Origin of the sequence: Ferrimonas sediminum, assembly GCF_900100175.1 — a bacterium.
Lineage (GTDB): Bacteria > Pseudomonadota > Gammaproteobacteria > Enterobacterales > Shewanellaceae > Ferrimonas > Ferrimonas sediminum.
The window spans coordinates 114,685-129,975 of sequence record NZ_FNEM01000003.1 but is presented as its reverse complement, the minus strand read 5'-3'; the positions used below and the strand labels follow the sequence as shown (position 1 = coordinate 129,975).

Annotated in this window: 11 protein-coding genes; 7 read left to right on the top strand and 4 right to left on the bottom strand. The window is 57.4% G+C overall.

Translation table 11 applies throughout. The features are described from left to right. Positions 1-609 precede the first annotated feature (609 nt). Positions 610-1,053 (top strand): superoxide dismutase [Ni], encoded by a 444-nt coding sequence (locus BLT77_RS04935; RefSeq protein WP_090362932.1) that lies wholly within the window; start codon positions 610-612, stop codon positions 1,051-1,053. A gap of 46 nt (positions 1,054-1,099) precedes the next feature. On the opposite strand, the gene ppsR is transcribed toward BLT77_RS04935, so the two are convergent. Further along, positions 1,100-1,912, bottom strand: a complete 813-nt coding sequence (ppsR, locus tag BLT77_RS04930; protein ID WP_090362929.1) for a posphoenolpyruvate synthetase regulatory kinase/phosphorylase PpsR — start codon at positions 1,910-1,912, stop codon at positions 1,100-1,102. A 127-nt stretch (positions 1,913-2,039) separates the two neighbouring features. Here ppsR and ppsA point away from each other — a divergent pair, with 127 nt between their 5' ends. The 5 genes from ppsA (at position 2,040) to yfcC (ending at position 11,643) form a co-directional block, all read left to right on the top strand. Beyond that, positions 2,040-4,418 carry a phosphoenolpyruvate synthase gene (ppsA, locus tag BLT77_RS04925; RefSeq protein WP_090362926.1) on the top strand — a complete coding sequence of 793 codons (2,379 nt, stop codon included), beginning with the start codon at positions 2,040-2,042 and terminating at the stop codon, positions 4,416-4,418. 99 nt (positions 4,419-4,517) lie between these two features. Next, entirely contained in the window at positions 4,518-7,520 is a 3,003-nt protein-coding gene (gene ydiJ, locus BLT77_RS04920; protein ID WP_090362923.1) for a D-2-hydroxyglutarate dehydrogenase YdiJ, read from the top strand. A gap of 371 nt (positions 7,521-7,891) precedes the next feature. Continuing rightward, positions 7,892-8,857: a DNA-binding transcriptional regulator DsdC gene (gene dsdC, locus BLT77_RS04915; protein WP_090362920.1), complete on the top strand. Its 966-nt coding sequence runs from the start codon at positions 7,892-7,894 to the stop codon at positions 8,855-8,857. Between the two features lie 116 nt (positions 8,858-8,973). Further along, positions 8,974-9,789, top strand: a complete 816-nt coding sequence (locus tag BLT77_RS04910; protein WP_176819184.1) for a MaoC family dehydratase — start codon at positions 8,974-8,976, stop codon at positions 9,787-9,789. Between the two features lie 321 nt (positions 9,790-10,110). Beyond that, the gene (gene yfcC / locus BLT77_RS04905) at positions 10,111-11,643 is read left to right on the top strand and encodes a putative basic amino acid antiporter YfcC (RefSeq protein ID WP_090362914.1); all 1,533 of its coding nucleotides are present in this window, start codon (positions 10,111-10,113) and stop codon (positions 11,641-11,643) included. Between the two features lie 396 nt (positions 11,644-12,039). Here yfcC and BLT77_RS04900 read toward each other — a convergent pair whose 3' ends face one another. The 3 genes from BLT77_RS04900 to BLT77_RS04890 all read right to left on the bottom strand — a co-directional run bounded on the left by BLT77_RS04900 (position 12,040) and on the right by BLT77_RS04890 (position 14,632). Further along, entirely contained in the window at positions 12,040-12,540 is a 501-nt protein-coding gene (locus tag BLT77_RS04900; protein WP_090362910.1) for a YbjN domain-containing protein, read from the bottom strand. 256 nt (positions 12,541-12,796) lie between these two features. After that, entirely contained in the window at positions 12,797-13,348 is a 552-nt protein-coding gene (locus tag BLT77_RS04895; protein ID WP_090362908.1) for a porin family protein, read from the bottom strand. Positions 13,349-13,588: 240 nt separating this feature from the next. Beyond that, positions 13,589-14,632 (bottom strand): Glu/Leu/Phe/Val dehydrogenase dimerization domain-containing protein, encoded by a 1,044-nt coding sequence (locus BLT77_RS04890; RefSeq protein WP_218126899.1) that lies wholly within the window; start codon positions 14,630-14,632, stop codon positions 13,589-13,591. 208 nt (positions 14,633-14,840) lie between these two features. Here BLT77_RS04890 and BLT77_RS04885 point away from each other — a divergent pair, with 208 nt between their 5' ends. Continuing rightward, positions 14,841-15,254: a DUF4826 family protein gene (locus BLT77_RS04885; RefSeq protein ID WP_090362906.1), complete on the top strand. Its 414-nt coding sequence runs from the start codon at positions 14,841-14,843 to the stop codon at positions 15,252-15,254. Positions 15,255-15,291 lie beyond the last annotated feature (37 nt).

Below are 15,291 nucleotides of genomic sequence, written 5' to 3'. Positions count from 1 at the left end.
TTTCGATTCGGTTTTTTCGATGTTTTGCTGGGGTTGGTGTTGGTTTTTATAGGTCTTTGGAGGCCGTAACCATCGCGGTGAGGGGATGATTCAGTGCCTCGAAAGCCTCTTCGATGGTGAAGCTGACCTAATGGTGGGGATCGGACAGGCGTGTCGGTTTTCAGCCGTCAACGCGCTTAAGCCATATTGTCATGGCGAGCGGGTTATTCGGTTAACCAGGCGAACCCTTGCCGCCATGGGAACCGCCAGAACTCTAACGTTCAGCATTACACCGGTGGCTATATTATGGGCGTGTTTTTGAGGTCGGCGCCCGGCAGCGGTTGTTTGCCTATGGCATCGCCAGCGGCCAGGTCAGTTACGACAGCCTGCTACAGGTTGCTCTGGTGGATCTGTACTACTCCTGGGCGAAGCTGAATTAAGGCCCGCCATCACGCTGCAAGGCCGAAGGGAGAGGGTCACCGGTGGTGACGGTGTTTTTTCGGCAGACCTGGCACGAGCGAGCCATACTGCTAGGGGAATTGGGTTTCGGGAGAGGGAAAAGGCGCCGGGTTTGAAGATCTTGTTGCCTGGAGCCCGGCTCTCTCACTGTATGGATAAAGGAGAATAACCATGAAGAAGATGATGCTGTTGCTCAGCCTGTGCCTGGGATTGATGTCACCGCTGGCCTGGTCTCATTGCCAGGTGCCTTGTGGCATCTACGATGATCATGCCCGGGTAAAACAGATGCTGGAGGATGCGGCGACGGTGGCCAAAGCCACCGCCATGATGGCCGAGCTCAGTGGCAAGAGCGATGCGCAGTCGCAGAATCAGATGGTTCGCTGGGTGATGAACAAAGAGCAGCACGCCCAGAAGGTGATCGCCACCATCAGTGACTATTTCTTGACCCAGCGGGTCAAGAGCAGCCAGAAGGATTACCAGAAGCGGTTGACGGATCATCATGCGGTGATCGTGGCGGCCATGAAGGCCAAGCAGAATGCGGATCCTAAGTTTGCCAAGTCGTTGACCACCGCCATCGAGGGGCTGGCCGGCTACTATCCGGAACACAAGCATTAATCGACTCCCCCATCGGGGCCAAGAAGCCTCGATGGGGGGTGTTGGTTCAGAACATACTTCTTTCCAACCCGGTCTGGGACAGAATTTTCGTCGCAATCTCTTCCACCGAGTTATTGGTGGTATTCAGGAAGGGGATGCGCTCCTTCTTAAACAGAAACTCCACCTCTTTGACCTCCATGCGGCACTGGCGTGCCGAGGCGTATTTGGAGTCGGCCAGGCGTGACTGGCGAATCTCCTGCAGACGCTGCGGGTTGATGGTAAGGCCAAACAGCTTCTTCTTGTATTTCTTAAGTTCGGTCGGCAGCTTCAGGTTTTCCATGTCTTCGGCAATGAAGGGGTAGTTGGCCGCCTTGATGCCGAACTGCATCGACAGGTAGAGGCTGGACGGGGTTTTGCCGCAGCGGGAGACCCCAACCAGAATCACATCGGCTTCCTCCAGGTTCTTCAGGGTAACCCCGTCATCGTTATCCATGGCGTAGTGAATGGCGTTAATGCGGGCATCGTAGGAGTCGTTGGCGATGCTGTGGGTCCGGTGTGCCTTGGGTTCAGCCTTGATCCCCAGTTGCTGCTCCAGCGGTGCCACAAAGGTATTCAGAAAATCATAGTCCAGACCCTCGGAGGAGTAGATGATGGCACGAATCTCTGGATTAACAATGGAGTGGAAGATTAATGGCCGCTCGCCCGTTGTAATAAAACAATCATTTATTAAGTTTCTGACTTCTTCTGCTTTCACCAGAGTTTCGACAAAAGGGATGGTTTTCTGCTCAAAGTCTACTGGAAATTGCGATAAAACAGCATGGCCAAATATCTCGGCGGTGATCGCTGTGCCATCAGAAATGTAGAATACTTTGCGGGTCATACAGGCCTCTTGTAGTAATAAAATTACAGAATAATTAGGCTTTTGCGCTACTTGGGGGGAAGTGTATGATGCCAGCGACCCCTTAGGAAGGGGCATATAATAAATCTGAGGTTGTGAGGACAGAACAGTGACCCAATACGTACTCTGGTATCAGGAACTTGGCATGAACGACGTCAACCGGGTTGGCGGTAAGAATGCCTCTCTCGGCGAGATGATCAGCAACCTGGCGAACGCCGGTGTGCAGGTTCCAGGTGGTTATGCGACCACGGCTGAAGCCTATGACGAATTTCTGGAGCAAAGTGGCCTGAACGAAAAGATTCATACCGTTCTGGACTCTCTTGATGTGGACGATGTGAATGCCCTGGCCAAGGCCGGTGCCGAAATTCGCCAGTGGATTATTGATACCCCGTTCCAGCCTGCTCTGGAAGCGGCCATTACTGAGGCTTACACGGAGCTGAATCAGGGTGGCAGCGAAGATGCTTCCTTCGCCGTGCGCTCCTCTGCAACCGCTGAAGACATGCCGGACGCCTCGTTCGCCGGCCAGCAGGAAACCTTCCTGAACGTACGTGGCATCGATGCGATCATGGTCGCCATCAAACACGTATTTGCTTCTCTGTTTAATGACCGTGCCATCTCCTACCGTGTGCACCAGGGCTACGACCACCGTGGCGTGGCGCTGTCTGCCGGTATTCAGCGCATGGTGCGTTCCGATAAAGCCTCCTCCGGTGTGATGTTCTCCATCGATACCGAGTCCGGCCATGAAGATGTGGTATTTGTTACCTCGGCCTACGGCTTGGGTGAGATGGTGGTGCAGGGTGCGGTTAACCCTGATGAATTTTACGTGCACAAGCCAACCCTGCTGTCGGGTCACAAAGCCGTGCTGCGTCGCAACCTGGGTTCCAAGCTGGTCCAGATGATCTACTCTGGCGACGAAGCTCACGGTAAGCAGGTTGAGATTGTTGACGTGGATGTCGATCTGCAGAAGCAGTTCTCGGTAACCGATGAAGAGGTGCTGGAACTGGCTAAGCAGGCGGTGATCATCGAGAAGCACTACGGTCGTCCGATGGACATCGAGTGGGCCAAAGACGGCATCGACGGCAAGCTGTACATCGTACAGGCGCGCCCTGAAACCGTTCGCTCCAATGAAGACGCTCAGGTGATGGAGCGCTACACCCTGGAAGGCAGCAGTGATGTGGTCTGTGAAGGCCGTGCCATTGGTCACAAGATCGGTGCCGGTACCGCCAAGGTACTGGACTCCATCGAAGAGATGGACAAGATTCAGCCAGGTGACGTACTGGTTACCGACATGACCGACCCGGATTGGGAGCCGATCATGAAGCGTGCCAGTGCCATCGTCACCAACCGTGGCGGCCGTACCTGTCACGCGGCGATCATCGCCCGTGAGCTGGGCATCCCGGCCGTCGTAGGTTGTGCTGATGCCACCGACAAGATTGAAAACGGCAGTGAAGTGACGGTGTCCTGCGCCGAAGGCGACACTGGTTTCATCTACGCCGGCAAGCTGGACTTCTCCCTGACCTCCTCTCGGGTGGACGACCTGCCTGAACTGCCGATGAAGATCATGATGAACGTCGGTAACCCGGATCGTGCCTTTGATTTCGGTCGCCTGCCTAACGAAGGCATCGGCCTGGCTCGCCTGGAGTTCATCATTAACCGCATGATCGGCGTACACCCGAAGGCGCTGCTGAACTACGACGTTCAGGAAGCCGAGGTGAAGGCCGAGATTGACGAACTGATGGCCGGCTACGACAACCCGGTTGAGTTCTACACCGCGCGTCTGGCCGAAGGTGTGGCCTGCATCGCCGCCTCGGTGTTCCCGAAGCGGGTAATTGTTCGCCTGTCTGACTTTAAGTCTAATGAATACGCCAACCTGGTGGGTGGCGAGCGTTACGAGCCTGAGGAAGAGAACCCGATGCTGGGCTTCCGTGGTGCGTCCCGTTACATCGATGACAGCTTCCGTGATTGTTTCGCCCTCGAGTGTGAAGCGATTAAACGGGTTCGCGGTGAGATGGGCCTGACCAACGTGGAGATCATGATCCCATTCGTCCGCACCCTGGGTGAAGCCGAGGGCGTGATTGCCGAGCTGGGTAAAAACGGCCTGGTACGCGGCCAAGACGGCCTGAAGGTGCAGATGATGTGCGAACTGCCATCCAATGCCCTGTTGGCGGACCAGTTCCTGGATCACTTCGATGGCTTCTCCATCGGTTCCAACGACATGACTCAGCTGGGTCTGGGACTGGATCGGGATTCCGGCATCATCAGCCACCTGTTCGATGAGCGTGACCCGTCCATCAAGAAACTGCTGTCCATGGCCATTCAAGCGGCCAAGGCCCGTGGCAAGTACGTGGGCATCTGTGGCCAGGGTCCTTCGGATCACGAAGACTTCGCCGCCTGGCTGGCGGAAGAGGGCATCGATTCTGTGTCCCTGAACCCGGACACCGTTATCGAAACCTGGCTGTACCTGGGCAAGACTCTGCCTAAGAAATAAGTCTGGTAAATTCTAAGATAACCGAAGGGGCCGCTGCTAAAGCGGCCCCTTTTTTATTATCATGGGGGTCACTTTTGCACCACAGGGACAGGCAGTCAGATGATCCCAGCATTGCTGACAGCGCAAGGACTCGATGCGCATTATAAAAATTACCTAGAGCAGCTTTTTCAACAGGGATTCAAGGGCGACATTGATGCCCGCTACGGGACCCGTCTGAGCATGGCGGTGGACAACAGCGTCTACCAGTTCCTGCCGCAAGCGGTCGTGTTTCCCAAAGACCGTGACGATCTACAGCTGCTGATGACCCTGGCCCAGGCGCCGGCGTTTCGCCAGATCCACTTTGCCCCCCGTGGCGGCGGCACCGGCACCAACGGCCAGAGCCTGAACTTTGGGGTGGTGGTGGACACCAGCCGCTATTTCAACCAGGTTCGGCACATCGATGCCGGCGGTCGCACCGCAGTGGTGGAAAGCGGCGTCATCAAAGACGCGCTCAATGACGCCCTGCGTCCTCACGGGCTGTTTTTCTCTCCGGATCTGTCCACCTCCAATCGCGCCACTCTGGGGGGAATGATCAGCACCGATGCCTCCGGTGCCGGCTCGCTGGTGTATGGCAAAACCTCGGACCACGTGCTGGGGATCACCGCCGTGCTGGACGATGGCTCCCTGCTGGAAACCGGCCCCTGGGATGCCGAGGCGCGGGCCGCCCTGGGTGGTCGTGCCCGTCAGTTGGCGGAGGCGGTACTGGCACTGTGTCAGCAGAAGCAGTCACAGATCCGCGACACCTTTCCCGAGCTTAACCGTTTCCTGACCGGTTATGACCTGCGTCACGCCTACGATGCCGACACCGACGTGCTGGATCTGACCCGGCTGCTGTGCGGCAGCGAGGGCACCCTGGCCTTTGTCGTCAGTGCCACCCTGGACTTGACCCCGATTCCGGCCCAGCGGCGCCTGGTTAACATCAGTTACGACAGCTTCGAGTCGGCCCTGCGCCATGCACCCAGCCTGGTGCAGGCCGAAGCCACAGCGGTGGAAACCATCGACTCCACGGTGCTGGGACTGGCCAAGGAGGATATCATCTGGCATTCGGTGGGGGAGTTGGTACCCAACGCCTTCGATGCCGCCATGGCCGGCATTAATATGGTGGAGTTTGCCGGCCGTGCCGATGAGGTCGATGCCAAGGTGCAGCGGCTGATCGAGGCGCTGTCCTCCGGGGGCAATGGTGTACTGGGCTATCGTCTGTGTGAACAGCCGGACGAGATCGCCCGGGTCTATCAGATGCGTAAGAAAGCGGTGGGGCTGCTGGGCAACGCTAAGGGGGCACGTAAGCCCATCGCCTTTGCCGAGGATACCGCAGTGCCGCCGGAGCAGTTGGCGGACTTCATTATGGAGTTTCGAACGCTGCTGGATCGCCACCAACTCCGCTATGGCATGTTTGGCCATGTGGATGCCGGGGTGCTGCATGTGCGTCCGGCGCTGGACATGTGCGACCCCGCCGACGAAGCCCTGCTGCGCCAGGTCTCCGATGAAGTGGCGGCCCTGACCCGTAAATACGGCGGCCTGATGTGGGGCGAGCATGGCCGCGGTGTGCGCTCCGAATACGGCCCGGCGGTGTTTGGTGAACTGTTTGATGATCTGCGCCGGGTGAAAGGCTGGTTCGATCCCGATAACAAACTCAATCCCGGCAAGATCTGTGCGCCGCTGCAGAGCGAGTCGGATCTCTACAGCATCGACGAGGTCAAGCGGGGCAGTTTTGACCGCCAGATAGCGGCCAAGGGCCGGGCCCAGTTTGACAAAGCCATCAGCTGCAACGGTAACGGCCTGTGTTTTGATTACAACAGCAACAGCCCCATGTGCCCCTCCTACAAGGTCACCGGCAATCGGGTGTGGTCACCCAAGGGGCGGGCGACCCTGATGCGGGAGTGGCTGCGGCTGCTGGCTAACGACGGGGTAGACACCGCCAACCTGAAATCGGTGCCCATGGCGTCACTGCGGTCACGGATCAAGGCGACCCTGAGCCGCCATAAGCAGGACGACTTCTCGGTGGAGGTGTATGAGGCGATGCACACCTGCCTGGCCTGTAAAGCCTGCTCCGGTGGTTGTCCGGTGAAGGTGGATGTACCCAGTTTTCGGGCCGAGTTTCTGCACCTGTATCACAAGCGCTACCTGCGACCGGTCAAAGACCACCTGGTGGCTGGCATCGAAGGGGCGCTGGTGTGGATGGCCAAGGCGCCCAGGCTGGTGAACAGCCTGACCCAGAACCCGCTGTCGGCCTGGCTGGCACAAAGGCTGTTTGGCTACGTGGATACGCCGGCGTTGTCGGTGCCGCCACTGGCCCAGCGTCTGCCGCAGTCACTGCGTCTGGATGAGGCGGAGCTGGCCCAATCCTCGGAGCAGGAGCGGGCTAATACCCTGGTGCTGGTGCAGGATCCCTTTACCAGCTACTACGATGCCGAGGTGGTGGTGAAAGCCGCCGAGCTGTTGCAGCAGCTGGGGTATAGGGTGCGGGTGATGGATTTTGTCGCCAACGGCAAGCCACAGCACATCAAAGGCTTTATGGATCGTTTTGCGGTTACCGCCGCCCGGGGGGCCCGCTGTTTAAACCGGGTAGCCAGCTACGGCGTCACCCTGCTTGGGGTGGATCCGGCCTTGGTACTGACCTATCGGGATGAGTATGACCAGGTGCTGGGGGAGGCCAGAGGCGATTTCAAGGTGTGGCTGCTGAATGAGTTTTTGGTCACCCAATTGCAACGCTGGCCCGAGCGGGCGTCCTGCGGGCAGAGTTACAGGCTGATGACCCACTGTACTGAAAACAGCCTGCGGCCGCAGGCAGTGGCGCAGTGGCAACAGGTGTTTGCCCATTTTGGCGCGCAGTTGGCCAACCAGAACAGTGGCTGTTGTGGCATGGCCGGCACTTTTGGCCATGAGCAATCGAATCTGCAGATCTCCCAGGACCTGTATCGCCTCTCCTGGCAGCCGGCCATTGAGGCGTCGGCGGAGGAGGTGCTGGTGTCAGGTTACTCTTGCCGTTCCCAGGTAAAGCGCTATCAGCAACAGCGGCCGCGTCACCCGTTGGAAGCCCTGCATCAGATCCTGGTCGGTTAAACGGTGACCAATACCTGGGGGGCCTTGATGCAATATCGATGAGCATCATGCTTTGAAGTGAATCGTTTTAATCTGGCTTAGGTTGTGGTGACGATTTAGTAAACAGGCGGGTGCTGGTCGGGGGGAGGTTATTGCGACTCTGCTGGCAATCCATTGCCGCTCAGAGTGCAATATTGCACGGCCTTTCGAAAGGTAAGGGAGCATCGAAAGGCCGCATTCGACTGGGATGTGTAAGCGCTAACTCGATGGGTTCACACACTTGTTTTGTGAGCCCTGTCCCGCTGTCGATGGGTTGATACTACTTAGCCTTGCCAATGTCGACCAACGAATTATTATTATCCTCGAATTAATCATATTAATCCGAGGTCGGTATGCTGAACGGCGCCATATTGTCATCTTTGCACTGCTTCGAATGTGCGGCTCGTCATTTGAGCTTCACCAAGGCGGCGGAAGAGTTGTACCTGACCCAGTCTGCGGTCAGTCATCGCATCAAGAAACTGGAAGAGCAGCTGGGTTTTAAGCTGTTCCTGCGCTTTAACCGCCGGCTGCAGCTGACGGAGCAGGGCGCCGGTTTGCTGGCGGAGCTGGATCAGTCCCTGGGCGGGCTGGAGATCGCCATTCGGGATCTTAAGCAACAGGACTTCTCCTCAACCCTGAGCATCGCCGTGCCACACAGCTTTGCCCGCTGCTGGCTGGCGGAGCGGCTGGGGGATCTGCACAGCAAATACCCGCGGCTGACCCTGCAGGTGCGGGCCCAGTCCAGAGCCACGGATTTCCAGCACGAATCGGTGGACATCGCCGTCTATTACTCCGATCACCTCAGTGCCGGCCTGTTTGGCAAAGACCTGATGGAGGAGAGCTTGGTGCCGGTGTGCAGCAAGGAGTACGCCGACAACCACGATCTGTGGAATAACCCGAGTAAGCTGGCTGATTGCCTGCTGCTGCATGATGAGACCGCCTGGCAGGGCTCCGGTTTTTATACCGAGTGGCAGTACTGGGCCCGGTTGGCGGAGATTGACGGCTTGTCGGTAGATCGCGGCTTTGTGTTTAACCGGGCCGATCTCTCCTATCGGGCGGCTATGTCCGGCCAGGGAGTCGCCATCGGTCGCTGGAATATGGTGGCGCCCCAGGTGGAGGCCGGCAATCTGGTGGTGCCGATAGAATCATTCGTACCCGCAGGGCAGCGTTACTATATGGTGTGCCACCCGGATCGCAAAGATACTCCGGCGGTGAAAGCGATGTTTGACTGGATGCAGGAGCAGGCGGAAGATCGGCTGTCGCTCAATGAAGCCAGCATGGCCAAGCTGAAGAATTTGGCGGCTCATCGTGCATTTTGACGGGGCGTTAGCCCCTGACTTCATACTGGTCTGTCCATGTGGCCCGGGAAAATCGGTATCCTAGTGGGTTGTAGATTCAACTGTTAGGCATTGTTATGCCCCCTCAAGGAAACGCCGTGCTTCAATACCATGCTAACCAGATCCCTGCTTCGATCCCCCTGATTGCCCGCGCCATTATGAAGCGTGCCGTGCCCGCGGAGTTGCCTGAAAAGGCCATCGAGATTACCGGGTTTCGATTCGATCAAAGCAAGCTGGAGAAGTACAACGCCTTTTGTGGGTTTGCCTCGGGCAGTCTGCCGCTGAGTTACCTGTTTGTGGCCACTCAGCCGGTGCAACTGATGCTGCTGATTCAGCGGGATGTGCCGGTGAAACCCCTGGGCATGATCCATCTCGGCGTCAGTTTTGAACTGCTGCAGCCCCTGAGTTTGGAGCAGGAATACGATTTCACCCTCAAGGTGGGTGACCAGCAGGAAACCATCAAAGGGCTGGAGTTTGAGTTGATCGGCGAGTTTTACCTGGCCGGTCAGTGCGTGGCCCGTTACGTCAGCCGTTGTCTGTTGAAACTGGACGGACCCCGTAAACGGGGGCGTCCTACCCGCGAGCCCAAGATCGCCTACGATTGGAAGGCGATTGGACAGATTGCGCTCGAAGAGGCCGATGCCCGTCGATATGCGTCGATTTCCGGCGATTATAACCCTATCCACCTGCACCGCCTGACGGCCAAACCCTTTGGCTTCGATGCCCCCATTGCCCACGGCATGTATCTGGTGGCCAAGATGCTGGCCAGCGTCAATGAGCCACTGACTCAGGCCAGTTTCCAGTTCCAGCGCCCGGTTCTGATGCCGTGTACCGGCACCATTGAACGGGACGGCGAAGGGCTGAGACTGGCCAACGAGGCCGGCAAGGCGTTGGTGGCGGCGAAAATCAGCTAAGCCGTCCAGCAATAAGCAACAGGATCGTTACGGAGTCATGCCAGTCAGCTAAGCTGACTGGCATTTTTTCTGGTTACGGCACCTCCGATTCTGTGGTTTTACCCATTTGGGGTACGCGCTGTCTTCTCGCCCGGTTGCTAATACGGGATCGCAACACCATCGGCTTTCTCTCTTACTGCCTTACTCAATAATTATGCGCTCCTATCGATTTTAAATGCGATTTTGTCACGATTTTTGCCGTTAAAGGGTGTTCATTAATCAAGATTCCTCTATCATCGCTGCCATTAACAACCCTAACAATCACTCCATAGCGACGTCATCATGAGCGACACTTCAACCACGGCGGTTCCGATGCCGGGCAGCAAAACCTGGCAGATGCCGGATACCCTGATTTTGATCTTTCTGATCGGTGTGCTGGCTGCGGCAGCCACCTATCTGATTCCTGCGGGCAGTTTTGAAACTCAGACCGCCACCTATGTGATGGATGGGGCTGAGAAGACCAGAACCGTCATCGATCCCGCTTCCTTTGCCTATGCCACCGATGAGGATGGCGAGATTGTTTATAACAGCGTTGGCCTGTTTGAAGGCGGCGGCGGTGTAGGTCTACTCAACTTTGTGTTTGAAGGTCTGGTTTCCGGTTCGAAATGGGGCAGCGCCATCGGCGTGATCATGTTCATGCTGATCATCGGCGGTGCCTTTGGCATCGTGATGCGAACCGGCACCATCGACAATGGCATTTTGCGCATCATCGGCAAGACCAAGGGCAATGAGTCGCTGTTTATACCGGTGATGTTTGCCCTGTTCTCCCTAGGAGGCGCCGTATTCGGCATGGGCGAGGAAGCGGTGGCCTTTGCCATCATCATTGCGCCTTTGATGATCCGCCTTGGCTACGATGGCATTACCACTGTGATGGTGACCTATGTGGCGACCCAGGTGGGGTTTGCCGCATCCTGGATGAATCCGTTTTCGGTGGCCATTGCCCAGGGAGTTAGCGGTGTGCCGGTGCTTTCCGGTGCCGATCTGCGCATGGCCCTGTGGGTGGGTTTCACCCTGATCGGCATCGCGTTTACCCTGTGGTACGCCAAAGGCGTAAAGGCCGATCCGCGCCGCTCATACAGCTTCGCGTCCGATCAGCCGCTGCGGGATGCGCCGCAACCAGATCTGAAAGACAGCCGCTGGAATCTGGGCGACGCTCTGGTGATGCTCACTGTGGTCGCGACCGTCATCTGGGTGATCTGGGGTGTGGTGGTGCATGCTTGGTATATCCCTGAAATTGCATCACAATTTTTTACCATGGGAGTGGTGACTGCCGTCATTGCGGTGGCCTTTAGATTGAACAGCATGACCATGAACGACGCTGCCGATGCCTTTAAAGAGGGGGCCGGCCTGATGTTGCCACCGGCACTGTTGGTGGGGGCTGCCAAAGGGATTTTACTGCTTCTTGGGGGCAGCGACCCTGCCGAAGCGTCTGTGCTCAACTCGATCTTGAACAGTGCCGGTAATGCCATCGGTGGCATGCCGGAGATGCTGTCAGCCTGGTTTATGCTGGTATTCCAGTCGGTGTTTAACTTCTTTGTGACCTCAGGTTCGGGGCAGGCGGCGTTGACCATGCCGCTAATGGCACCCCTGGCGGACATTGTTGGTGTCAGTCGCCAGGTGGCGGTATTGGCGTTTCAGCTTGGGGATGGCTTTACCAATGTTCTGGTGCCGACCTCGGCCTCGCTGATGGCCACACTGGGGGTGTGTCGCATCGATTGGATCGATTGGCTTCGCTTCATCTGGCGCTTTATGCTGATGCTGTTTGCCATCTCCAGTGTGGTGGTGGTGGCCGCTCAGGCGATGGGATACGTGTAATTCCCCTTCATGGGCGAAGAACCCCAAAAGGTTCGTCGCCCATTGCCGTGAACGGCGGCCCGTTTGACGAGCGCGGAACGCCAGCCAGGAGGGTTGCCCGGTGGCAGCGCCACAGCGCGGGCAGCAACGTCGGCGCAAAGGCAGTGCCCAGTGGTCAACGACCCACGATACCGGCCTGGCCTGAAGGGGCTAGGTGGAGACTGATTGTATCTTGATGGCACTCAGTAGGAGTGCAAAGGCCCCTTTCCACAGGGAGAAGGGCAAGGCAGGTTGTTGCATCGAAAACGGCCGGTGGTCATGGTTGGTGTTTGACGACCAAACCATCACCTTCCAGCCGTTTTTATTTCCAGTTGCCGCTAATCGGCGAAGAACCGTGTTTTATGGCTGAGACCGGGCTCAGTGAAGCTGATGCTGCTGACCCAATTCAATCTCAATCTCTGCGGGCAGTTCGTCGTCGTCCCCTTCCAGTAGCGCATAGCCCTGTTCATGCACCCAGGCCAGAAGTGTCTTGAGTTGTTGGCTGTGATGGCCGACAAAATCGTTAAACTGGGCTTCGCTCAGACCGGCGGCGGTGCGCACCTGCGCGCTGATGATCAGCTTCGGCAGGGTGTCGTCCAGCAGCTCGATAAACAGTTTCAGTTCGCCGAATCGTTGGTTCAGTTCGCCCAACTCACTGTGCAGTTTGAACAGCGCGGCTGGACGCAGCTCCATGGAGGTGCTGAACTGGATCAGGCTCTGGTCTTCTGCCAGCTCCAGCTTGCTGTCGAACACCCCGGGGCACTCCTGGAGGCGGGTCAGGTGAAAGCCGTCGCAGGCGTCACACAGGTAAAATTCCACCTGCAGGGCTTCCAGCCAGCGGTGAAGATCGGCGTGTCCAGGTTGTGTTAGTTGAGGCATATGAGCGCTAAATCAGTTGCTGTGAGGGCGCTAGGATACCATTGCCACCGGGCGCTGTCACAGGACCTGTGCCCGCAAGCGATCCGGGGCGGGATTTTGTGGTGCCCTAGGCGGCCTGACACCTACAACGGGGCGCTGCGGTTGACAGCGAGTGAGTGTGAGCCGATCCGCCCCCCGGTTTGCCGCCGAACTCTTTGGGGAGGCGGTCGATGGTGGCCGTGCCGGGGCGGGCACGGCGTTGTGGCGGGCAGGGTGGTCAGAATCGGTAGCTGAGGGCGATGCTGATCCCCTTGATGTCGATGTGATCGCCCAGTTTCTGATAGTCGTAGCCCACTTTCAAGCCCAGGCCGATGTCCCACTCGTAGCGCCAGCCCGCAGACAGGCCGAAATCAAAGCCGTCGTCGCTGCCTACGGTCTCACCGTCATCCAAGACGTCGTAGTCGAAATCCAGGCCGTTGGCCTGCAGATAGAAGCGGTTGCGCTGTGACAGCGGCAGCTGCAGACGGACGCTGTACTGAATGCCCTGGTACTCCAGCTTGGAATCGGTAAACAAATCGACGGGCCACAGGGCAAAGTCTTCACTGTCGCCCCACAGGTAGCCGACGCCCACCGACAACCAGTCGGTGACGGCGTAGCGGTAGGACAGCGTATTGTGGAAGCTGCCTACATCATTCAGTTCATGGGTGATGTCGCTGCGATCGCTGTCCATGGCGGAAAAATCCATCTGGTACTCGACGCTGTGGGAGGAGGTGTTGGCGACGGCGTGCAGGGGCAGCAGGGCCGTACACAGCAGCAGGGCTGGTTTCATTACTTCATCCTTAAATTCGGCGCCGACTCCTAAGATGCTCGGCCACTACAGGGTTAATTGCGCCATCGACACATGCAAATAAGCTTATGTATCAATGCCTTGCTTTAAATCCTTGAGTGAGTGTATGTAGGGGGTTAGTTCGATTCAAGGCGCAGGATCACAAAAATGGAGCGATGAATGCCGGCCTTCAGGCAGAAAAAAACCCCGCGGGGCGGGGTTTGTGCAAGCTGGGCCAAAGAATCAGGCTTTGGTGGCTCTGGCCTTGGCAATGATCTCACGGGCCATGACATCGGCCACGTCGCCAGTCGTCCGGTCCTGCTCTTCGGCAGTGCGGAAGATGGTCAGCAGGGTATCGTAGATTTTACGTACCTTGGCGTCTGACTTGGCGGCGTCGTAGTCCTTTTCAAAGGAGACGTTGATGATGCCACCGGCATTGATGACGTAATCCGGTGCGTACAGTATCCCTTTTTGCTTCAGCACTTCGCCGTGGCGGGGTTCGGCCAGTTGGTTGTTGGCACAGCCGGCGACGATGGTGGCCTTGAGCTGGGGAATGGTGGCGTCATTGATGGTGGCACCCAGGGCGCACGGACAATAGACGTCAACCGCCTGGCTGTAGATCTCGTCCAGGCCGACGATGGTGGCACCGAATTCGGTGGCGGCGCGGTCCAGTTGTTCGGCGCTGAGATCGCAGACCACCAGTTCGGCACCGGCCTGATACAGGTAGCGGCAGGTATCGAAACCGACGTGACCCAGTCCCTGGACTGCGACCTTGATTCCTTCTAGGCTGTCCAGGCCGCGCTGGTGTTTTACCGCCGCCTTGATCCCCAGGAAGGTGCCCAGTGCCGTGAACGGTGAAGGATCGCCGCTTTGGCCTTCCAGGCCGCACATGTAAGGGGTCACTTCGTGGGCGGTCATGATGTCTGAGGTGTTGATGCCAACATCTTCGGCAGAGTAGTAACGCCCACCCAGAGAGTCCACCGCGCGGCCGAAGGCGTGGAACAGGGCCTCGGATTTGTCGGATTTGGGATCGCCGATGATCACCGATTTGCCGCCACCAAACTCCAGGCCGGCCAGGGCGTTTTTATAGGTCATACCCCGGGACAGACGCAGTACGTCGTTGATGGCGTCCGCTTCGCTGTCATAGGGCCACATACGGCATCCGCCGACTGCTGGGCCCAGAGTGGTGTCATGGACAGCGATGATCGCTTTCAGGCCCGAGGCCTTGTCATGGCAGAACATGACGTGCTCGTGCTCGTCAAAAGAGATGTGCTCAAAAATAGCCACTTGCTTGCTCCCTGTGCAGTTTGGCCTTGGTTTCAGGCCTTCTTATATGTGATTATGGACGCAACCATACCAGTGACGACCGGGTGCGCCAAGTAGAACCACGGTACCTTAGTGGCAAAGATGGCAAGCAAAGTTGACATAGATCACACTCCGGAGGCGAAAGCCCATCAGTTGACTGGTAAGCGCTGAAATAAATAAGGAAGAAGTAATGAAAGAACAACAAGGCACCGAGGAACAGCGTTGGATTCGTGAGCAGTTTCAGAAAGCCAACCGCCATATGGCAGAGAAGGGCCTGATTCCCGGTAAGGTGCTGGATAAAGACAGCCGTATTCTGCCTCCCTTCGTGACGCTGTGGAAAATTCAGGAAACTGGCAGTGCCAACCGTCGCTTCTGGGTGATCAGTGGTGACCTGCCTACGGATCTGCTGGATGCCCAGAACATTCCGGATGCTCGAGAAGCGCTGCGCCACTTCGCCCTGAACTGGCAGTTGAAGGCGGAGAACATCCTGCGCACCACACAAGATAAGACTCAGGTGGAGTTTGCCAATCTGATGATCGCCCGAGCCGAGTCCATGGCCACCATGCACATGACCGATCGCTACTGGCAGCAACAATCAGCCTGATTGCAGCAGGAATAAAAAGGGAGCCGTCGGCTCCCTT

What these genes read in the sequence shown, in the direction of transcription:
- BLT77_RS04935 (WP_090362932.1), top strand. Translation starts at nt 610, where the DNA reads ATGAAGAAGATGATGCTGTTGCTCAGCCTGTGCCTGGGATTGATGTCA.
- ppsR (WP_090362929.1), bottom strand. Translation starts at nt 1,912, where the DNA reads ATGACCCGCAAAGTATTCTACATTTCTGATGGCACAGCGATCACCGCC.
- ydiJ (WP_090362923.1), top strand. Translation starts at nt 4,518, where the DNA reads ATGATCCCAGCATTGCTGACAGCGCAAGGACTCGATGCGCATTATAAA.
- dsdC (WP_090362920.1), top strand. Translation starts at nt 7,892, where the DNA reads ATGCTGAACGGCGCCATATTGTCATCTTTGCACTGCTTCGAATGTGCG.
- yfcC (WP_090362914.1), top strand. Translation starts at nt 10,111, where the DNA reads ATGAGCGACACTTCAACCACGGCGGTTCCGATGCCGGGCAGCAAAACC.
- BLT77_RS04900 (WP_090362910.1), bottom strand. Translation starts at nt 12,540, where the DNA reads ATGCCTCAACTAACACAACCTGGACACGCCGATCTTCACCGCTGGCTG.
- BLT77_RS04895 (WP_090362908.1), bottom strand. Translation starts at nt 13,348, where the DNA reads ATGAAACCAGCCCTGCTGCTGTGTACGGCCCTGCTGCCCCTGCACGCC.
- BLT77_RS04885 (WP_090362906.1), top strand. Translation starts at nt 14,841, where the DNA reads ATGAAAGAACAACAAGGCACCGAGGAACAGCGTTGGATTCGTGAGCAG.